24 protein-coding genes and 1 pseudogene are annotated in these 18,398 nt (G+C 73.7%); 16 read left to right on the forward strand and 9 right to left on the reverse strand.

Annotation, left to right across the window (positions count from 1 at the left end; genetic code table 11):
- Window positions 1-27 precede the first annotated feature (27 nt).
- Entirely contained in the window at window positions 28-447 is a 420-nt protein-coding gene (locus tag KBX63_RS22390; protein ID WP_210913686.1) for a thiol-disulfide oxidoreductase DCC family protein, read from the forward strand.
- On the opposite strand, the gene KBX63_RS22395 is transcribed toward KBX63_RS22390, so the two are convergent.
- The 3 genes from KBX63_RS22395 to trxA form a co-directional block, all read right to left on the reverse strand.
- Window positions 411-1,382, reverse strand: coding sequence for an HTTM domain-containing protein (locus KBX63_RS22395; protein ID WP_210913694.1), 972 nt, complete (start codon window positions 1,380-1,382; stop codon window positions 411-413). The two genes, KBX63_RS22390 and KBX63_RS22395, sit on opposite strands and share 37 nt — an antisense overlap.
- Window positions 1,379-1,819 carry a hypothetical protein gene (locus KBX63_RS22400; RefSeq protein WP_210913696.1) on the reverse strand — a complete coding sequence of 147 codons (441 nt, stop codon included), beginning with the start codon at window positions 1,817-1,819 and terminating at the stop codon, window positions 1,379-1,381. Before KBX63_RS22400 ends, KBX63_RS22395 begins: the two co-directional genes overlap by 4 nt.
- A gap of 163 nt (window positions 1,820-1,982) precedes the next feature.
- Window positions 1,983-2,345 carry a thioredoxin gene (gene trxA / locus KBX63_RS22405; protein WP_210913697.1) on the reverse strand — a complete coding sequence of 121 codons (363 nt, stop codon included), beginning with the start codon at window positions 2,343-2,345 and terminating at the stop codon, window positions 1,983-1,985.
- 548 nt (window positions 2,346-2,893) lie between these two features.
- Between trxA and KBX63_RS22410 the strand changes: the two genes are divergently transcribed.
- From KBX63_RS22410 to KBX63_RS22460, 11 genes are all read left to right on the forward strand, one after another.
- Window positions 2,894-3,409, forward strand: a complete 516-nt coding sequence (locus KBX63_RS22410) for a MaoC family dehydratase (protein WP_121674938.1) — start codon at window positions 2,894-2,896, stop codon at window positions 3,407-3,409.
- A gap of 112 nt (window positions 3,410-3,521) precedes the next feature.
- Complete coding sequence (locus KBX63_RS22415; protein ID WP_210913698.1) at window positions 3,522-4,037, forward strand: hypothetical protein; 516 nt, start codon at window positions 3,522-3,524, stop codon at window positions 4,035-4,037.
- Between the two features lie 57 nt (window positions 4,038-4,094).
- Window positions 4,095-4,718 carry an RNA methyltransferase gene (locus tag KBX63_RS22420; RefSeq protein ID WP_210913838.1) on the forward strand — a complete coding sequence of 208 codons (624 nt, stop codon included), beginning with the start codon at window positions 4,095-4,097 and terminating at the stop codon, window positions 4,716-4,718.
- Between the two features lie 79 nt (window positions 4,719-4,797).
- Window positions 4,798-5,475, forward strand: coding sequence for a DUF6758 family protein (locus KBX63_RS22425; protein WP_374102256.1), 678 nt, complete (start codon window positions 4,798-4,800; stop codon window positions 5,473-5,475).
- Between the two features lie 116 nt (window positions 5,476-5,591).
- Window positions 5,592-5,750: a hypothetical protein gene (locus tag KBX63_RS22430; RefSeq protein ID WP_165942702.1), complete on the forward strand. Its 159-nt coding sequence runs from the start codon at window positions 5,592-5,594 to the stop codon at window positions 5,748-5,750.
- A gap of 7 nt (window positions 5,751-5,757) precedes the next feature.
- The gene (locus KBX63_RS22435) at window positions 5,758-6,633 is read left to right on the forward strand and encodes a PH domain-containing protein (protein WP_210913700.1); all 876 of its coding nucleotides are present in this window, start codon (window positions 5,758-5,760) and stop codon (window positions 6,631-6,633) included.
- 103 nt (window positions 6,634-6,736) lie between these two features.
- Window positions 6,737-7,492: a SigE family RNA polymerase sigma factor gene (locus tag KBX63_RS35405; protein WP_307871797.1), complete on the forward strand. Its 756-nt coding sequence runs from the start codon at window positions 6,737-6,739 to the stop codon at window positions 7,490-7,492.
- On the forward strand, window positions 7,489-8,751 hold the full coding sequence (locus tag KBX63_RS22445) for a hypothetical protein (RefSeq protein WP_210913701.1): 1,263 nt from the start codon (window positions 7,489-7,491) through the stop codon (window positions 8,749-8,751). The genes KBX63_RS35405 and KBX63_RS22445 overlap by 4 nt, the downstream gene beginning before the upstream one ends.
- Before the next feature lie 71 nt (window positions 8,752-8,822).
- Complete coding sequence (locus KBX63_RS22450; protein WP_210913702.1) at window positions 8,823-9,695, forward strand: PHP domain-containing protein; 873 nt, start codon at window positions 8,823-8,825, stop codon at window positions 9,693-9,695.
- 40 nt (window positions 9,696-9,735) lie between these two features.
- Window positions 9,736-10,350 (forward strand): MarC family protein, encoded by a 615-nt coding sequence (locus tag KBX63_RS22455; RefSeq protein ID WP_210913704.1) that lies wholly within the window; start codon window positions 9,736-9,738, stop codon window positions 10,348-10,350.
- Between the two features lie 138 nt (window positions 10,351-10,488).
- Window positions 10,489-11,316 carry a PD-(D/E)XK nuclease family protein gene (locus KBX63_RS22460; protein ID WP_247662888.1) on the forward strand — a complete coding sequence of 276 codons (828 nt, stop codon included), beginning with the start codon at window positions 10,489-10,491 and terminating at the stop codon, window positions 11,314-11,316.
- A 19-nt stretch (window positions 11,317-11,335) separates the two neighbouring features.
- Here KBX63_RS22460 and KBX63_RS22465 read toward each other — a convergent pair whose 3' ends face one another.
- On the reverse strand, window positions 11,336-12,199 hold the full coding sequence (locus KBX63_RS22465; protein ID WP_210913708.1) for an oxygenase MpaB family protein: 864 nt from the start codon (window positions 12,197-12,199) through the stop codon (window positions 11,336-11,338).
- A 60-nt stretch (window positions 12,200-12,259) separates the two neighbouring features.
- Complete coding sequence (locus tag KBX63_RS22470; protein WP_210913710.1) at window positions 12,260-12,688, reverse strand: Fur family transcriptional regulator; 429 nt, start codon at window positions 12,686-12,688, stop codon at window positions 12,260-12,262.
- A 199-nt stretch (window positions 12,689-12,887) separates the two neighbouring features.
- Between KBX63_RS22470 and KBX63_RS22475 the strand changes: the two genes are divergently transcribed.
- Complete coding sequence (locus tag KBX63_RS22475) at window positions 12,888-13,370, forward strand: DUF2231 domain-containing protein (protein WP_210913711.1); 483 nt, start codon at window positions 12,888-12,890, stop codon at window positions 13,368-13,370.
- 18 nt (window positions 13,371-13,388) lie between these two features.
- Here KBX63_RS22475 and KBX63_RS22480 read toward each other — a convergent pair whose 3' ends face one another.
- The gene (locus tag KBX63_RS22480) at window positions 13,389-13,715 is read right to left on the reverse strand and encodes a hypothetical protein (protein WP_210913712.1); all 327 of its coding nucleotides are present in this window, start codon (window positions 13,713-13,715) and stop codon (window positions 13,389-13,391) included.
- A 104-nt stretch (window positions 13,716-13,819) separates the two neighbouring features.
- Here KBX63_RS22480 and KBX63_RS22485 point away from each other — a divergent pair, with 104 nt between their 5' ends.
- Entirely contained in the window at window positions 13,820-14,002 is a 183-nt protein-coding gene (locus KBX63_RS22485) for a hypothetical protein (RefSeq protein WP_074316562.1), read from the forward strand.
- 64 nt (window positions 14,003-14,066) lie between these two features.
- Here the strand turns inward: KBX63_RS22485 and KBX63_RS22490 are convergent, their stop codons facing one another.
- Entirely contained in the window at window positions 14,067-14,642 is a 576-nt protein-coding gene (locus tag KBX63_RS22490) for a flagellar biosynthesis protein FlgA (protein WP_210913713.1), read from the reverse strand.
- A 210-nt stretch (window positions 14,643-14,852) separates the two neighbouring features.
- On the opposite strand from KBX63_RS22490, the gene KBX63_RS35410 reads away from it, so the two are divergent.
- Window positions 14,853-15,074, forward strand: coding sequence for a hypothetical protein (locus KBX63_RS35410; RefSeq protein ID WP_247662916.1), 222 nt, complete (start codon window positions 14,853-14,855; stop codon window positions 15,072-15,074).
- Between the two features lie 14 nt (window positions 15,075-15,088).
- On the opposite strand, the pseudogene KBX63_RS35415 reads toward KBX63_RS35410, so the two are convergent.
- Both KBX63_RS35415 and KBX63_RS22500 read right to left on the reverse strand, forming a co-directional pair.
- Window positions 15,089-15,295 (reverse strand): annotated as a pseudogene (locus KBX63_RS35415) (FmdB family zinc ribbon protein); the annotation flags it as partial.
- Window positions 15,292-15,969 (reverse strand): 5-formyltetrahydrofolate cyclo-ligase, encoded by a 678-nt coding sequence (locus KBX63_RS22500; RefSeq protein WP_210913715.1) that lies wholly within the window; start codon window positions 15,967-15,969, stop codon window positions 15,292-15,294. The pseudogene KBX63_RS35415 and the gene KBX63_RS22500, both read right to left, overlap by 4 nt.
- Window positions 15,970-16,054: 85 nt before the next feature.
- On the opposite strand from KBX63_RS22500, the gene KBX63_RS22505 reads away from it, so the two are divergent.
- Window positions 16,055-18,397: a diguanylate cyclase gene (locus KBX63_RS22505; RefSeq protein WP_210913721.1), complete on the forward strand. Its 2,343-nt coding sequence runs from the start codon at window positions 16,055-16,057 to the stop codon at window positions 18,395-18,397.
- The last annotated feature ends 1 nt before the right edge of the window (window position 18,398 follow it).

Genomic DNA, 18,398 nt, shown 5'->3' on the forward strand with positions numbered 1-18,398 from the left:
GTGGTCGGGGAGGGGAGGATGGACGCCATGGAGACGTCGACCTTCGTCTACGACGGGGACTGCGCGTTCTGCACGAGCTGTGCGGAGTTCATCGAGCGCCGCATCCCCACCGCCGCGCGGGTGGTGCCCTGGCAGTTCGCCGACCTGGACGCGCTCGGCCTCACCGTGGCCGAGTGCGAGGAGGCCGTGCAGTGGGTCGGCGCGGACGGATCGCGCGCGGCCGGTCCGGACGCCATCGCGAAGCTGCTCGCCGCGAGTGGTCCGCTCTGGCGGATCGCCGGCGCCGGCCTGGGGATTCCTCCGGTACGCGTCGCGGCCTGGCCGTTGTACCGCTGGGTGGCGCGCAACCGGCACCGACTTCCCGGTGGCACGGCGGCCTGCTCCCTGCCCCAGGAGGCCCGGGAGCGGCTCTACGGACCGGCCCGTCGCCCGACCACCGGCGCCTGACCGTCGAGCGCCGGCCCCGCGCCGGCTGCCACCGGGCCCTGGTCGGCCGACACCGGGTCGACCTCGGCCGGGCGCGGTTCCGGGGCATCCGTCGTCGCCGCCTCGGAAGGGCTGCGGCCGATCAGTCGGCGTGCCCAGACCAGCGGGCGCACCCGCTCCAGCGGTAGGAAGCTGGTCATCGCGGCCAGGTGCGGCGCGAACGAGATCGTGATGGTCGCGATGGTGACCGCGTGGAACGAGTAGAAGAAGCCGACCATGGCCAGCCGCCAGCGGGCCGGAAGCAGGAAGACCACCGGGCTGAACAGCTCGAAGGCCACGATGCCGAACTGGGCGACGATCAGCAGGTACGGCACCTGGGCGACCAGGTCCGCGAGGTCGGTGCCGCGCCGGATGATGGCCCGCGCCAGCACCGAGCCGGTGAGCCAGTCCAACCCGCCGAAGCGCAGCTTGGCCCAGGCGGCCAGGAAGTACGTGCAGATCACCGCGATCTGGGTGACCCGCAGCGCCCAGCCGCCGGCCTCGGTGCGGGTGGTGTCGCCGTGCCGTGCCCGGCCGGCGGTGGGCAGTACGGCCAGCGCGACGAGCAGCCCGAACCGGTCGTGGTCGACCTTCCCGTAGCTCATCGCGATGATCATCCACTCGAGGTACAGCGCGCAGACCGACCAGCCGAGCAGCCGGGGGGCCCGTCCGGTCGCGGCGAGCAGGGCGAGCAGCAGCAGCGCCCAGAAGATCACCGCCACCAGCGCCGGGGTCGGCGTGGGCAGCGGGAGGATCCGGCCGACCAGAAGCGGCTGGTACAGCTCGCCGGGCACGCTGGCCCGGGTCCGTACCCAGGGCGTGAAGACCACCAGGTCGGCGGCGACGAAGAGGTAGATCAGGGTCCGGAACGCGGCCACCCGGCCCCGTGGCACCGCCTCGGTCAGCCAGCGGCTCATCGGGGTGCCTGCCAGCGGACCACGGTCTCGTCGGTGTGCCGGCCGGTCGGTCGGCCGGCACGGATGCCGTGCCAGCGGATGACGATCCGAACCTCGACCAGCGCGGCCGCGTCCGGGTGACGTTCGGCGTACGCGTCGGCGACCTCGGCGAGCAGCGCCGGGTCGGCGGCGTACCGGTCCTGCTGACCCTCGATCTCGGCGCGGCGGATGCCGGTCGCGTCCTGGTCGAGGTCGACCACGGTGCCGGTGCTGTTCACCCCCTCCACCCGGGTGTCCGGGGCGGGGGCGTTCGGCGGGTTGGAGGTCGAGTACATCCGGAACGGCCCGAACGGGAAATCGTCGTCGTTGCCCCAGAGGGTGCCGACCAGCAGCAGGGCGAAACCGAGTGCGGTCGCGCCCAACCGGGTGGCGCGCCCGCGGGTGGTCAAGTTCTCCATCGGGTCGTGACGATACGGGATGTACCGGCCGCGCCGGGTCCCTCCGACGGTCAGTTCCGGTTGCCAGGGTCGGCGACCGGGGTGGCGTCTCTCCGCACGTGCCCGGGTACGACGAAGGCCGGGCCCGAACCGGGCCCGGCCTCGCGTGCCGTCGCAGGACGGCTCAGTGGTTGTGCTCGGCCAGCTGCTTGCGGACGTCGTCCATGTCCAGAGCCTCGACCTGCTCGATCAGGTTCTCCAGCGCGGACTCCGGGAGGGCGCCCGGCTGGGCGAAGACGATGACGCCGTCGCGGATCGCCATGATGGTCGGGATCGACCGGATGTCGAACTTGGCGCCCAACTCCTGCTGCGCCTCGGTGTCGACCTTGCCGAAGACGATGTTCTGGTGCTTCTCCGAGGAGCGCTCGTAGACCGGCGCGAACCGCTTGCACGGACCACACCAGTCGGCCCAGAAGTCGACCAGGACGATTCCGTCGTTGCCGGTCATCTCGTCGAAGTTCGCCGAGGTCAGCTCAACGGTTGCCATTGCACTCTCCGATCACCGCGGTTTGTCTACGTCCCGTAGAACCAGGGCTGACCGTATCGAATTCCCGGGCGGTCGGGCACGAAACGTGCTCCCGGCTGGTGGCGGGTACCGAGAGTCATCGACTCGCGTCTGTACGTCCCGGTGTGCGGAACGCAAGTGCATGACGCACTTGCGTGACCTGTCGTAATGGGAGCGTTTCCAAGGAGATCCACTCGATCGAGCGCTACGAATCGGTAACTTGCCCCTTGACAAGGAGGTATCAGGCCTGCGGAGATCGCTGATCACCCAGTGATTCGCTACGGAGAGTAGTGTTACAAAAAGATAAATGTGACGCCGGTCTCTGTCGAACCTACGCTTGCGTAGGGCAGAATTCTCCGCATCAGAGCGTGGGCGGCGGGTGCCGGGGAGGGCCCCGCCGCTCATTGCGTCTCCCCCCGTGCGAGCGACCGGTGTGACTTTTCCGCCGGGGTCGCGCCCCGCCGGTCACCTTAACCACCGGTAAGGCATGCTGTGCCGAACTCCATCGCCGCCCGTCGAAGGGGACCAGGATGCAGTTCGGCCGTTACTACGAGGAGTTCGAGGTCGGCGCGGTCTACCGGCACTGGCCGGGCAAGACCGTCACCGAGTACGACGACCACCTCTTCTGCCTGCTCACCATGAACCACCACCCGCTGCACATGGACGCGCACTACGCCGAGACGGCCAGCCAGTTCAAGCGCAACGTCGTCGTGGGCAACTACATCTACTCACTGCTGCTCGGCATGTCGGTGCCGGATGTCAGCGGCAAGGCGATCGCCAACCTGGAGGTCGAGTCGCTACGGCACGTGGCCCCCACCTTCCACGGCGACACCATCTACGGCGAGACCACCGTGCTGGACAAGCGGGAATCCGGCTCCAAGCCCGACCGGGGCGTGGTGTCGGTGGAGACCAGGGGCTACAACCAGGACGGCACCATGGTCTGCGTCTTCCGCCGCAAGGTCATGGTCCCCAAGCGGGAGTACGCGGCCAGCGCCGCCGGAGAGGGAGTGGACCCGGAGCGGCCCAGCTTCCCCGAGCCGCGCTGAGCAGCGCGGCGGGTCGACCGCCGTCGGCGCCGGGCTCCTTCCCCGCATCAGGTTCTGATGGGGAAGGGGCCCTATTCCCGTTTCGGGGCATATGCTGGCGCCGGAGGTTCCGATGAGCCACTCCGTCGCCGGAGAGCCGCCCTCTGCCGGTCGCCGAGCCGCACCCTTGACCACCGCCGTCTACTCCGCCGCCGAGTGGGACCTGCTCACCAGCCTGCCCGGTCGGGTCCTCGTGGCCACCGCCGCCCCGGGTCCCGGCCGCCCGGCCCGGGGGGTCATGGCGGGCCTGGCCGGTCTGGACGCGGTGGCCGCCGGCCGGGCTTTCGACAGCGATCTGGTCCGCGCGGTGGTCGCCGCGATCTACGCCCGCCACGACGGCACCCAGACCCCCACCGAACGGCTCACCGATCTGGTGGACCTCCTGGCCGCCTGCCGGGCGGCGGTCCGGGTCCTGCACCGGCGCGCCGACCCAGCCGACTCGGCCGCGTACCGCCAGTGGGTGCAGTCGGTCGCGGCCCGGGTCTGCCGGGCGGTGCCCGCCCCTGGCGAGCCGTCACCGGGCCAGCCGGCCAGCCCCGCCGACCGGCGCTTCCTGGACCGGCTCGGTGCCGCGCTGGGGCTGAGCTGACCCGGCAGGCGGGCCGTCGCTGGCGAGCGCCGGACGGGTCCGTACTCTCTGATGACCGTGACCGACGACCAGCTTGAGGTGGGCGTGGGCCCCTGGCCGGGGGACCTGCCGGACGACCCGCGCTACGACCCGCAGTTGCTGGCCGAGGGGGACCGGCGCAACGTGGTCGACCGCTACCGCTACTGGCGGCACGAGGCCATCGTCGCCGACCTGGACCGGCGCCGGCACGGGTTCCACGTCGCCATCGAGAACTGGCAGCACGACTTCAACATCGGCACGGTGGTCCGCAACGCCAACGCCTTCCTCGCCGCGGAGGTGCACATCGTCGGACGGCGACGGTGGAACCGGCGCGGCGCGATGGTGACCGATCGCTACCAGCACGTCCGGCACCACGAGACGATCGAGGGGTTCGTCGGCTGGGCGGCCGGACAGAGGTTGCCGGTGTTTGGCATCGACAACCTGCCCGGCTCGCGCCCACTGGAGACCGGCACCCTGCCACGGGAGTGCGTGCTGCTGTTCGGCCAGGAGGGTCCCGGCCTCTCCGAACCGGCCCGCGCGGCCTGCGACCAGCTCTACTCCATCGCCCAGTACGGCTCCACGAGGTCGATCAACGCGGGCGTGGCCAGTGGCATCGCCATGCACGCCTGGATCCGCAGCCACGCCGGGCCACCACCGGGCTGACCACGCCCCGGTGCCGAATCGGACGTTCCGGCTTGACGGGCCGGCCCTGCGGGGCGACGGTGGGGATGTGAGTGTCGCGGTGAGTTGTCCGAGATGCGGGGGCCCGGTACGGGCGCCGGATCTGATGCACACCGACTCGAGGTGCCTGCACTGTGGCCCGGTGCCACCGCTGCACGTGCCCGAGCACATCGGAGCGGAGATCGTGGCGAGCGTGGTGGACCGGATCACCGCGACCGCGGATCAGCCGGGCACACCGCTGTGGTGCCCGTGGCCGCTGCCGCCCGGCTGGACCCTCACCGGCGTGGCGTACGCCGGGGACGACCGCACCGGAGTGCGGGCGACCGCGGTGGCCTGCGCGGGCCCGGCCCCGCTCGGTGGCGGCCCGGCCGACCTGGTCTTCGTGGCTGAGGAGCCGGGCGTCGGCCTGGGCACCCGGCTGGCCGGGCTGGCCGGCCCGGACCCGGGACCGGAGTTGACCGACGCGTTGGCCGACCCTGGGCCGGGCCACCCCGAGCACGTCGGTCAGGCCCGGATCCGGGTGGGCGGGCACCCCACTCCACTGTGGCTGGTCAATTCACCGACGGATCGAAGCGCGTACGCTGGCGAGGCTCGGGGAATGTGGCTGCATGCGATAGCCTGGCCGGCGAGTGCGGGTCACCTGCTCGCGGAAGATGTCGTGCTGCACGATCTGACCGAGTGGACTCCGCCCGAGCTCGTGTACGGCGCACCGTCCCCGTACCTGCCCGGGAGAGCTTGACAACTCTCCCGGTTTGACGGAGAACGGACGCAGATATTCACTGTACGACACCACACTGATACTCTGGGTGCCGCTGCGGTAATGGGACCCGGCGCCGCGCGAGAGGATGGCCCGCCATGGTCAAGAAGGTCCTCACCTGGGCCGGAATCGCATTCTTGATCTTCTTCGTCGCCTACCGGCCAAACTCCGCGGCGGATGTGTTCAAGTCGCTCGGCGGCGGGATCGTCGACATCGCCCAGGGGTTCGGCGACTTCTTCACCAGCCTCGTCGCCTAGCAGTTCGATGGGCAGCCCCTCCGGTCCACCCTTCGACCCGGACGACCCCGACCGGGAGCGCCGCGAGCGCGACACCGAGCCGATCCCGCGGATCGGGCCCGATGACGGCCCGGGCTACGGCGCCGGCCCCGGCCTGTCCGACGGTCCGTCCCTATCGGACGACGTCGGCTACGGCGAGGGGCCGGGCTACGCCGGCGAGGGTCGTTCCGGCCGTGCCTGGATCCGCGATCCCGAGGCCGGCTACCAGCCGCCGCAGATCTCCGAGGACGAGCTGGCCGGGTTGCGCGCCGACGCGACCGGCTCGGCCCCCCGGCGGGTGCTGCCGTTGGAGGACGAGCCCAGCTCGCTGGTCGCCCGCTACCTCTTCCCCACCGAGCGCTACCGGGGTGAGTGGAAGCGGCACTGGATCCACCTCACCACCCCGCTGCTGGTCGGCATCGCGGCGACCTTCGTGCTCGGCTACCTCTCCGGCTTCCTCGCCGGTCAGAACGTCGGCGCGTTGACCACCATCGCCGTGCTGCTCTGGTTCGCGGTGATGGGCTGGGTGGCGTGGAAGGTCGCCGACTGGTGGTATGACCGATTCATCCTGACCAACAAGCGGGTCATGGTCGTCAACGGCATCATCACCCGCCGGGTCGCCATGATGCCGCTGGTCCGGGTCACCGACATGAAATACGAGCAGACGCCCAGCGGCCGGGCACTCAACTACGGCACCTTCGTGCTGGAGTCCGCCGGCCAGGAGCAGGCGCTGCGCGAGATCAAGAACCTGCCCAACCCGAACGAGCTCTACCTGCGAGTGGTCGAAGAGATGTACGAGCCGCAGGCGGTCGAGGCCCGGCTGGGCAAGGAAGCCGACGAGGCCAAGGCCGACGACGGGGCGTGAAAGTTTTCGTCCGAACATCGGAGCAAGTGCGCACCTTTCGTCATGGACCAGACGGCCTCTGACGTGGCACTCTGCCAGGACGGCTGGGGTGCGGAGGTACGCGGTGGCGAGCAGGGACCCGTTGGAGGAGGAGTTTCGCGAGTTCGTCGCGGCTCGCTCCGCCGCCTTGCTGCGCACCGCGTATCTGCTCACCGGCGACTGGGCCACGGCCGAGGACCTGCTCCAGACGGCGCTTACCAAGACCTATCTGGCGTGGAAGCGGCTCGGCGGGATCGAGGCGGTCGAGCCGTACGCCCGGCGGGTCATGGTCAACACATCGACGAGCTGGTGGCGGCGGCGCTGGCACGGTGAGCGCCCCACCGAGGTGCTGCCCGAGCGTGCCGGTGTCGACGAGATCGAACAGCAGCTGGACCGTGACCTGCTCTGGCGGCACCTCAGGGAGCTGCCCAACCGGCAGCGGGCCGTCCTGGTGCTGCGCTACTACGAAGACATGTCGGAGGCGCAGACCGCCGCGATGCTGAACATCTCCCCGGGCACCGTGAAGAGCCAGGCCTCCCGGGCGCTGTCCACGCTGCGCCGGCGGATGGGCGCGGCCGCACCAGAGCTGGCCCCAGGGGCCACCAGCGGCGGCCGGACCGCCGCTGCCGGCGCGGTCCGGAGCGGCGGCGCGGGCACCGCGCGTGCCGGCGGCGCGGCCGCCCCGACCGGGCAGGTCACGGCCACCGGCGATGCCGCGCCCAGCCGGCCCCGGACGACGAACAGCCCGGTCGTGCCCCGTCCGGCCGCGCCCCGTCCGGTCGAGCTGCCCGTCGCCCCGGCGGCCGTGCCCGTCGGCACGGGCACCGGAGAGCAGCGGTGAGTGCATTCCCCGGCCGGTCAGGCAACCTGACGGGCCGCCCGCCGCGTCCCTACCACGTGCGACCTGACGAGCTGGACGATGCGGTGCGGGAGACGCTCTCGCACCAGGTCGCCGTCGCACGCCCACTGAGCGCCGACCCGGCCGGCCAGGCCATCCGCCGGGCGAACCGGATCCGGCGCCGTCGTACCGCGGGCGGCCTCGCCCTCGCGGCGGTCGCCACCGTGCTGGTCAGCACCGGCATGGCCCAGCTCGGTGACGACTCCGGCGGGCAGGGCACCCCCATCGTCGTGATCGGTGACCCGAACCCGTCGGTCCGGCCGATTCCCTCGGCCACCGTCGCCGCCCCCGCGCCCTCGCCCGGGACGCCCGTCGACCTGCTCGTCGGCGGGACGCTGATCAGCGCGGACGGGGAACGGCTGGAGTTGCCCGGCGTCGGGCCGGCCGAGGCCGCCCACCTGCTGCCCGGCGGCGCCGGTTGGCTGGTGGTCGGCGCGCCCACCACCGCTGGCCGTTCCCTCTGGGTGGCGCAGCGCGACGGGTTGGTGCAGGTGCTGCTGGCCGGGGCGGGCGCGATCGTCGTGGCGCCCGACGGCCGCCAGGTCGCCTGGCGCGACGGCACCGGCCTGCTGGTGGCGGGGGTGGTCGGCACCCAGCTCATCGGTCCGGTGCGCACTCCCCTGCCCGCCGACGCGGAACCGGTCCGGTTCGTCGGCGACAGCGTGCTGGTCCGGCTCGGCACCGATCGCGCGGGCCACGCCCTGTGGCGGCCGGGCGCCGGGCAGCTGACCGTGGGGGCCGACCGGAGCACGCTGAGCGTGTACGGCGCACTGCCCGACGGACGGCTGGTCGGCCAGTTCTCCGCTGCCGACACGCGCAAGACCTGCCTGGCCGTACTCGACCCGAAGCGGGACCTGAAGCGGATCAGCACCGGCTGCGGGCCGGAGCTGAGCCCGGACGGAGCCGGCGGGATCTCCGCAGACGGGCGGTGGCTGCTGGTGAACGGGTGGGTCGGCAAGGCCGCCCGGGCACTGCTGGTCGACCTGCACCGGCTCGGACCGGACCTGACAGCCGTGCCGGCAGGGCCTCCAGCGAGCGGCGCGATCGCCTGGACGACCGACTCGGACGCCACCTACGTCGACGGCGCCGGCCAGCTGGTCCGGATCGACGTCGACCGGGTGCGGGCCGGAAAGCCGGCCCAACCGGCCCCGGTGCCCGGCGTGCAGCCGGGAGACCGGCCGGTCCTGGTGACCGGCTCCTGACCACCTCCACCGGTCGCGGGCGGACCGGCCTCGACAACACCGGAGCCGGTGGCGCTCGGTAGCGTCGGCGGATGACCTCGCGTACCGGCCCCGCCCCGCGAATCGACCTGCACGCCCACTCGACGGCCAGCGACGGCACGCTGAGCCCCGGCGAGCTGGTCCGCGCGGCCTCCCGCGCGGGGCTGGACGTGCTGGCGATCACCGACCACGACACCACCGCCGGCTGGGCGCCGGCCGTGCGGGCGCTGCCGCCCGGACTGCGCCTGATCCGGGGCGCAGAGCTGTCCTGTCGCTGGTCCGGCGCACAGCCGGCGGTGCCGCTGCACCTGCTGGCGTACCTGTTCGACCCGGACCATCCGGAGCTGGTCGCCGAGCTGGCCCGGGTGCGCGCCGCCCGCGAGGAGCGGGGCGAACGCATCATCGCGCTGCTGCGCGCCGACGGCATCGACGTGAGCTGGCGGGACATTCTGGCCGGCGCGGGAGGCGGCACGGTGGGCCGGCCGCACATCGCGCAGGCGCTGATCCGGGCCGGCCTGGTCGGCAGCACCCGGGAGGCGTTCGGTCCCGACTGGCTGGGCGAGCGGTACCGGCTGCCCAAGGAGGACATCGACGTGTTCCGGGCGATCCAGCTGGTCCGGTCGGCCGGCGGGGTGCCGGTCTTCGCCCATCCACGCGCCACCCGACGCGGCCGGGTGGTGCCCGACGAGCTGATCGCCGAGCTGGCCGCCGCCGGGCTGGCCGGGCTGGAGGCCGACCACGAGGACCACACCCCAACCGAGCAGGCGCACGTACGGGCGCTCGCCGCCGAGCTGGGCCTGCTGGTCACCGGCTCGTCGGACTTCCACGGCACCCACAAGACCGTCCAGCTTGGCGCGTTCAGCACCGGTGCCGAGGCGTACGAGCGGATCGTCGCCGCAGGGGTGACCGAGGTCGCTTCGGGCTGATCCGGGTTTCGGCCCACACGGGCGCGGCTAGGTTGATCACGTGGATCTGAAGCTGTTCGGCGAGGTTTTCGTGACCCTGCTGGTGATCACCGACCCGCCGGGCATGATGCCGATCTTCCTCGCGCTGACCGGCCCGCTGCCCGCCCGGGACCGCAACCGGGCGGCCTGGCAGGCGGTCACGCTGGCGCTCGGCGTGATCGTGATCTTCGCGGTGGCCGGGCAGACCCTGCTCGACTACCTGCACGTGGACCTGCCCGCCCTGCAGGCCGCCGGCGGCCTGCTGCTGGTGCTGGTCGCCCTGGAACTGCTGACCGGCAAGGCCGACGATCCCAGCCAGCAGGTCACCTCGAACATCGCGCTCGTGCCCCTGGGCACCCCGCTGCTGGCCGGCCCCGGCGCGATCGTCGCCACCATGCTCTTCGTCCAGCAGGCCGACGGGCTGCGCGACTTCACCGCCATCGCCGCGGCGATCCTCGCCGTGATGGTCGCGGTCTGGATCGTGCTGCGCTTCTCCGGCGGCATCGTGAAGATCCTGCGCCCCGGCGGGATCGAGGTGCTGACCCGGATCGCCGGCCTGCTGCTGGCCGCGATCGCCGTGCAGCTCATCGCCGACGCGGTGGCCGCCTTCGTCACGCAGTACGTGAACATGACCTGACCCGGCGCTCCCGTGCTGTCGGGGGTGGGTGGCAGGATCGCAGGCGTGCGACGATCCTCCTCAGCCGGACGACCGGCCGCCGGCGGCTGGACCCCCCAGCAGCGCGCCGGCGACGCCGAGCAGCTCGGCTTCGAGGGCATGCCGGAGCGGCTGTTCGTCTGCACCCCGAGCAAACTCGGCGCGTACGCGGACTGCCCGCGCCGCTACCGCTACTCCTACGTCGACCGGCCGGCCCCGCCGAAGGGCCCGCCGTGGGCGCACAACTCGCTCGGCGCCAGCGTCCACACCGCGCTGAAGAACTGGTATGCGTTGCCCGCCGACCGGCGCCGCCCCGAGGCGCTGGCCACCCTGCTCAAGGGCACCTGGGTCCGCGAGGGCTACCGCGACGACGAGCAGGAGCGGGCCGCCTACCGGCGGGCTCTGGGCTGGCTGGAGGCGTACGTCGAGACGCTGGAGCCGGAGGTCGACCCGCTCGGCGTGGAGCGGGTGGTGGCGGTCAAGACCGCCGTGCTCGCCTTCAACGGCCGCACCGACCGGATCGACTCCCGCCCCGGGCCGGAGGGCCAGGAGCTGGTCATCGTCGACTACAAGACCGGCCGCACCGGGCTGGACACCGATGACGCCCGGGGCTCGCAGGCGCTGGCGCTCTACGCGTACGCGGCCGAGCGGGTGTTCCGCCGCCCGTGCCGCCGGGTCGAGCTGCACCACCTGCCGACCGGCACGGTCGCGGGCCACGACCACACCGTCGAGTCGCTGGCCCGGCAGTTGACCCGGGCCGAGGAGACGGCCCGCGACATCATGGCCGCCGAGCGGGCGGTCGCCGACGGCGGCGACGCGGATGAGGCATTCCCCGTGGCGCCCGGCCCACGCTGCGGCTGGTGCGACTACCGGCGCCACTGCCCGACCGGCGCGCAGACGCCGGGCAAGGAGCCGTGGGCGGCCGTGGACCGGCCCACCGACGGCTGAAACCTCCGGCTGGGTCGGGTCAACCGGCCAGCGGGGTGGCGGTGAGCCGTTCGGCCCGCTGCTTGGCGGCCTGCAGGATCGGCCCCTCCCGGTAGCGGCGGGGCACCGCGCCGAGCGCCAGCCGCAGGGCACGCACGGTCAGGTCCGCGGACAGGGCGGTGGTGGGCAGCCCGAGCCCGCCGTACATCCGGCGAGCCCACGCCGGCAGCAGCGCCAGCGCGGTGCCGGCGATCCCCAGGTACGCCCAGCGCGGTGGCCCGAGGGTGAGCCCCAGCCGGGCCGGCAGGTTGAGCTTCCACGGCAGCGGCGGGGCGGTGAGCAGGAGCGCGGTCTCCGCGGCCTCCCGGGTCATCCGTAGATCCGGCCGCACTGCGCGGTAGTACTCCGCGACCTCCTCGGCGGTGCCCGGGACGCTGCCCGGGTCGAGGCCGACCAGGGCGGCGGAGCGGCGCTGCTCGGTGTAGTACCCGTCCACCTCGTCGTCGGTGAGCGGCAGCCCGGCCCGCCGGGCCGTGCTGAGGAACGACTCGACCTCGGCGACGTGCACCCAGCGCAGCAGATCCGGCTCGTCGATCCGAAACTCCTCGCCGGTGTCCGGGTCGGTGGCCCGCATCCGGTCGTGCAGCCGGCGCAGCCGTGCCCCGGCCGCCTCCGCCTCGGCGGTGGTCCCGTAGATGGTGGTCGCCACGTAGGTGGCGGTGCGAACCAGGCGGCCCCAGGCATCGGTGCGGTAGTTGCTGTTCTGGGCGACCCCGGCCATCGCCCGCGGGTGCAACGCCTGGAGGTAGAGCGAGCGCAGGCCGGCGACGATCAGGATCGGCTCCTCGTGCACCTTCCACGTGACCGAACCCGGACCGAAGAGGCCGAGGTCATCGGAGTCCACCGCCCAAGAGTGCCACGGCCCGGCCGACCCCGCCGGTCACCTTTCCCGACGCGAGACCCGTCAGCTGTCGGCGGAGCGGCGGGCCTGGCAGCCCGGGCAGAGGCCCCAGAAGGTCACTTCCGCCTCGTCCACGTCGAAGCCGTGCGCGACGCTCGGCTCGAGGCAGGGGGCGCTGCCCACCGCGCAGTCGATGTCGGCGATCTCGCCGCAGCCCCGGCAGACCACGTGGTGGTGGTTGTCGCCGGCGCGCGCCTCGTACCGGGCGGGACTGCCGGCCGGCTCGATCCGGCGGGACAGCCCGGCCCGGGACAGCGCCCCCAGCACGTCGTAGACAGCCTGGGTGGAAACCGAGTCGAGGCGTTCGCGGACCTGCCGGGTGATCTCGTCCACCTCCAGGTGGCCGCCGCCGGCCAGCACGTCGAGCACCGCCAACCGCGGTCGGGTGACGCGCAGGCCCCTCGATCGCAGCAGTTCCTCGGCACCGGACATGCGCCAATGACAGCACGTGCGACCGGTGCCGACAACCGACGCCCGGTCGGGGTGGCCGCGGACACAGCCGGCGGGCGGCCGGACCGGGACGCGGTGAACCCGATCGGGCCGCCGCGCGTGTGTCCGGTCGAGAGCCTGGGGTCGACCGGCGAACCGTAGGCTGGCCGACCCGTGACCGTGATCCACCTGGAGGGTGTCGATGTTCGAGGAGATCCAGGGTCTACCGGTCCACGTCCTGGTGGTCCATGCGGTGGTCCTGTTCGTGCCGCTGCTGGCTGTGCTGGCCGTCGCGTACGTGGGGCTGCCGCGTTGGCGGCACCGGCTCGACTGGGCGGTGGGCATCCTCGCCGTGGCCGCCCCGCTGACCGCGTTCGTGGCGATCCAGTCGGGTGAGGCGTTCACCGACGCGCTGGTCGCCCGGGGTTTCCAGGGCCCGATCCTCGACCAGATCTTCGAGCACTCCCGCTACGGCGACATCCTGTTCCGGATCGTGGTGCCGCTCGCGATCGCGGCCGTTCTGCTGCTGGTGGCGACCAGCGGGCACCCCCGGGTGCCGCAGTTGCCGGCGCTGATGACCCCGGTGCTGGCGGTGGCGGTCGTCGCGCTCTCCATCGCCGCCCTGGTCTACGTCTACCTGACCGGCCACTCCGGCGCCGAGGCCGTCTGGGGCACCACGCTCTGACGGACGGTCACGACGCGGTCAGAAGATCACCCGCGAGCAGAGCAGGCAGACCAGGACCACCAGAACGACGCCGACCGCCGCTCCGAAGCCATAGGTGACCCGCTGCGCGCGCTGCTCGGCCGCGTCGAGGCCGGCCATGTCCTGCGGCGGCAGCCGCCGGGGCGGGGCCGGTTCCAGGTGTACGGGCGGACGCCAGCCCGCTGGCGGCGGCACGCTCGGCGGCGGGCCGGCGTACCCGCTCGCGGGCGCGGGCGCGGCGGCGGCCTGGTCCGGTGCGCCGTCGCCACCGGTCCCGGGCCGCCGCCAGTAGTCGTCCGGGGTGCTGCCACCGCTGGGGGTCGTCACGCCGTCCGACGCTACCAACGCGGCCGGCGGCTCGGTCGCTTCTGGCCGGCGCGCCACCGTCCGCCACCGGTCCGCTGCCGTCGGCTGCGCTAGTCTTGCCGCTCGTGAGCACCGAGGACCCCGGCACGCAGGGCGCGCGCGGCGACGACGACCGCACCGTCGACCTGAGCGAAGACTTCGTGGTGCTGCCCGAGCAGACCGCCGACGACACCGACCGCGGCTGGGGCGAGCGGCCCGGCGGCAACGACGACTGGCTGCTCGCCGAACGCCCCCCGCACTGGGGCTGACCCCGCTCCCCGGCCTCGCCACCCGGGCGGGGATAACCCCTCCAGCGAGCCTCATCGGGCGCGGTCAACCGCGGACGACGATGGCGAACCGGCTGCCCTCGGGCAGCCCGACCGCGCGTTGCGCCTGGTCGGGGCGGAGCGCCAGATAGAGCGCCGACGACCCGTCGGTCGCGCCGGCGCCCAGCACGTCCAGCACCAGCGCTCCGGGGGCGAGCAGGGCGGCTTCGGTGCCCGCTCCGCCCGGCGGCGCAGCGAGCAGGTCGACCCGGGCCCCGGGTCGGACCACCGCCAGCGCGGCCGGCTCGGCCAGCCGGACCGGCACCCCGACCGCGCCGCTGGGCAGCGGTAACGGACCGGACGTCGCTCCCGCCCCGTCCGTGGTTGCGCTCGTGCCGGTCGGCCGCGGCCCGTCGACCGCGTCGGTCGGGCCTCCCCCGTCGACCGTTCCCGCGCCGGGCAGGCCGGGGGACGGGGTGGCGCGGACGGCCGGCGGACAGCCGGTCGGGGTGTGCAGGACGGCGGCGGCGAGGCCGAGCAGCGCGGCGACCAGGCCGGCCCGGAGCAGGGTGCGCCCGCCGGGCAGGGTCAGCCGCCGCAGCGGCCGCAACGCCCGCGCGGAGTCTGGATCGCCGGTCGCCATCTGCCGCCTCCCGTCCCGGGTGTCGCTGCGACACCCGTGGCAGGTTAGGCCGGTCGGGGCCCGCTGAGCTGATCGTCCGCCGGCGCCTGTGGACAACCGGCCGGCCTGTGGACAACGTCCACCGACCGGCCGGACCTGATATGACAGCGGACGACCACCCGCTCGGGAAGCGGGCGGGGCGGTCAGGATGCGGAACTGGCTGCCGGGGCCTTGCCGCCGGACGACGAGGAGCCGGACGACGAGGAGCCGGACGACGAGGAGCCGGACGACGAGGACGATCCGGACGACGAGGACGACGACCCGGTCGAGGAGCCCGACGACGACCCGGAGTCTCCACCCGAGGACGACGAGGACGACTCGGACTTGGCCGGCTTGCCCGCCGTGCCGCCGGCGGACGTCTCGGAGCCGGACGCCCGGGAGTCGGTGCGGTAGAAGCCGGAGCCCTTGAAGACGATGCCGACCGAGTTGAAGACCTTGCGCAGCCGCCCCTCACACGCCGGGCACTCGGTCAGCGGCGCGTCAGAGAAGGACTGGACCGCCTCGAGCTGGTGACCGCACGCGGTGCAGGCGTACTGGTACGTGGGCACGTTCTCCTCCGGATCTGGGCTCAGCCAGTTGGCACTCGACGTATTCGAGTGCCAATGGTGCGTCATTCGCCCCGGGTTCGTCCAGCGGACGTGTGGGGCGCGACACCATGCGCCGCACCGGGGCCGTCGTCAAGCGTACGCACCCCGTCGGCGGGGGTGACGATCGCGCGGACCGGGCGGTCGTGCGGCTCCACCGGCAGCGCCTCGACCAGTTCGCCGTCGTGCAGCGGAACCACGGTCAGCGTCGCCGTGGGCACCCGGGCCAGCGCCCGGTCGTACGAGCCACCGCCGCGGCCCAGCCGCCGGCCGCGCCGATCGACCGCCAGCGCCGGAACGACCACCAGGTCCGCGCCGGTCACCGCGGCAACCCCGAGCCGGGGTCCGACCGGCTCCCGGATACCCCGCCCGACCGCGATCAGGGCATCCGGCCCGGTGTACGCCGCCCAGTCCAGATCGAGGTCGGCGCGGAGCACCGGCAGCAGCAGTTCGGCGTCGGCCGGCAGCGCCGCCCGCAGCACCTCGGGCAGGTCGGCCCCGCCCGGCTCGGGGCCGACCGGCACGTACGCCGTCATTCGGCGCGGACGCAGCCGGCGTACCAGCGTGACCAGCTCGGCCTGGACGCGCCCGGCGGCGACGGCCCGGGCCGGACCGCTCAGCGCCCGACGGCGGGCGAGCAGTTCGACGCGGGTGTCCCGCTTCACCACCCGGGTCACTTCCGCTTCATCAGAAAAATCCGGCACGCAACACTCCTGACGCAACGCCTCTCCCACGGTTGCTCTGTGTCAGCATCGCAAGCAACGGAAGCGGAACGTCCGGGGGGACCGAGTGACGCTACGCGGGCGGTTGACGGCAGCCTTCCTCGTGGTGGTGCTCGGGCCGGTCCTGCTCGGCGCGTTCTTCGTCGCCTCCACCGTCGCCGCCGTGGACCGCAGCCGCTCCACCGAGCGCCTGGCCGTGGCGGCGTCCACCGTGCGTACCTCGGTCGACGCGCTCTGCCAGCAGTTGCGCGCCACCGCCGACGCGGTGGCCCTCACCGGCGACCCGGCCGGCGCCGCCGCCCAGCTGGTCGGCCGGGGGCTGGCCGCCGGGGTGCTGATCACCGACGTGACCGGCCAGGTCACGTACGCCTCGCCCGGTGCGCCGTCGACCCCCTGGCGGGACTGCTCCGGGTCGACCGTGCCGCCCGGCCCGGTTCGCGCCCTGGCCGCCCGGGTCGACCTGCGTGACCGGGCCGGGACCCTGCTGGGCACGGTGGCCGCCGCGCAGCTGGTCGACCCGGCCTTCGTGGCCCGGCTGGCGGCGGTGACCGGGGTAGCGGTCACCCTGCTCGACGGTGGTGCCAGCGCCCCGAGGGTCACCCACACCACCGAGTCCCGCGAGGTACGCGACGCGGTGCTGGCCGCGGCCAACGCCACCGACGGCGAGCGGGTCACCGAGACCACCGAGGGCCGGTACGTGCGGCGCATCGGCCCGTCCTCCGGGCAGCCGCTGCCGCTGGTGCTCTCCGTGGCGAGCGAGCGGCCACCCGCGCTGCACGTCACGCTGTTCGGCGTGGTCGTGCTGGCCGGGCTGCTCGCCGTGCTGACCGCCTGGCGGCTGGCCCGGGTGACCACCCGGCCGCTGGTGGAGCTGGCCGGCGCGGTGGACCGGGTGGCGCACGGCGACCTGACCGCCCGGGTGCCGGTGCGCACCCGTGACGAGCTGGGTCGGCTGGCCGCCGCGTTCAACCGGATGACCCGGGAGACCGGATCGTACGTCGCGGCGCTGACCAGCAGCCGGGACCAGTTGCGCGGGCACCTCGCCGTCCTCGGGGACACCCTGGCCAGCACGCACGATCTGCAACGCATCCTGCGGGTGATCCTGCACAGCGCCATCGCGGCCACCGGGGCGCGGGCCGGCGCGGTGCTGCTGGTGGAGGCCGGTGGGGTGCTCGTCGCACAGTGCACCGAGGGGCTGGACGGGCGCTTTCCGGAGGGGGGCGGGCCGGAGACGCTGCGGGTGCCGGTGGGCGTCGGGGTCGTCGGCGCTGTCGCCGCCACCGGGGAGCCCCAGCGGGGGCGGGTGGAGCCGACCGGGGCCCCGGCGGGTGAGCCGCGTTGCCGCACGTACGTCGCGGTCCCCTTCGCCACTCCGGGCGGCGGCACCACGGCCACCCCGGGTGGGCCCGGGACGCAGGTCGGAGGCGGCGGTGCCACCGGCGAGGAGGCCGGGGCGCCGGCGGTGGCGCTCGGCGTGCTGGCCCTCTACGACCGGCTGGGCGCGGACGAGTTCGACGACGACGACCTGGTCACCCTGCGCACCTTCGCCGGGCACGCGGCGGTGGCGGTGGACAACGTCCGGGTGCACGAGGAGGCGCAGCGACTCTCGCTCACCGACCCGCTCACCGGGCTGTGGAACTACCGCTACCTGCGCGAGTCGATCCGGCGGGAGGTGGAGCGGGCCAGCCGGTTCGGCCGGATGCTCAGCGTCCTCGCCCTGGACCTGGACCGGTTCAAGGACGTCAACGACACGTACGGGCACGCGGCGGGGGACACCGTGCTGGCCGAGTTCGCCCGGCGGGTGCGCGGCGAGATCCGGGAGGTCGACCTCGCCTTCCGGCAGGGCGGCGAGGAGTTCGTGCTGCTGCTGCCGGAGACCGACGCCCGGGGCGCGGCGATCGTGGCGGAGCGGCTGGGAGCGGCGGTCCGGGAGACGCCGGTCGCCGTCGAGGCGTACGCGGGGCCGATCGTGGTGACCGTGTCGGTGGGCATCGCCGTCTATCCGGACCACGGCAGCACGGGACGGGAGGTGCTGGAGGCCGCCGACGACGCTCTCTACGCGGCGAAGGCCGCCGGCCGGGACACCTACCGGGTCGCCGAGGTGTGCCCGGACGTGCCGAGGCTGGAGATCCCGGTCCCGGCAGGCGCGGTGAGCCCACCGGACGGGCTGCCGCGCGCCGGCCGGCCCGTGCAGGTCGTCCGGGAGCCGGGCGGGCCCGCCCGGTCGGAGCCCGCCGCGGGCGTACCCGAATCGCCGTCGGGACCGACGCACGCCCGGCCGGAACCGGCCGAGAGTCAGGCGGACAGCGCCACGGACACGGCCCGGCCCGGCCCGGACGCCACCCGGCCGGGGTCAAGCGGCGGCGCGTCTTCTGGGCCACACCCGCCGCGGCAGAGCCGTGGCCGATAGT

The organism is Micromonospora sp. U21, from assembly GCF_018070045.1.
In the GTDB taxonomy this organism is placed as follows: Bacteria; Actinomycetota; Actinomycetes; order Mycobacteriales; family Micromonosporaceae; genus Micromonospora.

Excerpts from the sequence above, each read along its gene's own strand:
- KBX63_RS22390 (WP_210913686.1), top strand. The coding sequence starts at position 28 with ATGGAGACGTCGACCTTCGTCTACGACGGGGACTGCGCGTTCTGCACG.
- KBX63_RS22395 (WP_210913694.1), bottom strand. The coding sequence starts at position 1,382 with ATGAGCCGCTGGCTGACCGAGGCGGTGCCACGGGGCCGGGTGGCCGCG.
- KBX63_RS22400 (WP_210913696.1), bottom strand. The coding sequence starts at position 1,819 with ATGGAGAACTTGACCACCCGCGGGCGCGCCACCCGGTTGGGCGCGACC.
- trxA (WP_210913697.1), bottom strand. The coding sequence starts at position 2,345 with ATGGCAACCGTTGAGCTGACCTCGGCGAACTTCGACGAGATGACCGGC.
- KBX63_RS22410 (WP_121674938.1), top strand. The coding sequence starts at position 2,894 with ATGCAGTTCGGCCGTTACTACGAGGAGTTCGAGGTCGGCGCGGTCTAC.
- KBX63_RS22415 (WP_210913698.1), top strand. The coding sequence starts at position 3,522 with ATGAGCCACTCCGTCGCCGGAGAGCCGCCCTCTGCCGGTCGCCGAGCC.
- KBX63_RS22430 (WP_165942702.1), top strand. The coding sequence starts at position 5,592 with ATGGTCAAGAAGGTCCTCACCTGGGCCGGAATCGCATTCTTGATCTTC.
- KBX63_RS22435 (WP_210913700.1), top strand. The coding sequence starts at position 5,758 with ATGGGCAGCCCCTCCGGTCCACCCTTCGACCCGGACGACCCCGACCGG.
- KBX63_RS22450 (WP_210913702.1), top strand. The coding sequence starts at position 8,823 with ATGACCTCGCGTACCGGCCCCGCCCCGCGAATCGACCTGCACGCCCAC.
- KBX63_RS22460 (WP_247662888.1), top strand. The coding sequence starts at position 10,489 with ATGCCGGAGCGGCTGTTCGTCTGCACCCCGAGCAAACTCGGCGCGTAC.
- KBX63_RS22470 (WP_210913710.1), bottom strand. The coding sequence starts at position 12,688 with ATGTCCGGTGCCGAGGAACTGCTGCGATCGAGGGGCCTGCGCGTCACC.
- KBX63_RS22475 (WP_210913711.1), top strand. The coding sequence starts at position 12,888 with ATGTTCGAGGAGATCCAGGGTCTACCGGTCCACGTCCTGGTGGTCCAT.
- KBX63_RS22490 (WP_210913713.1), bottom strand. The coding sequence starts at position 14,642 with ATGGCGACCGGCGATCCAGACTCCGCGCGGGCGTTGCGGCCGCTGCGG.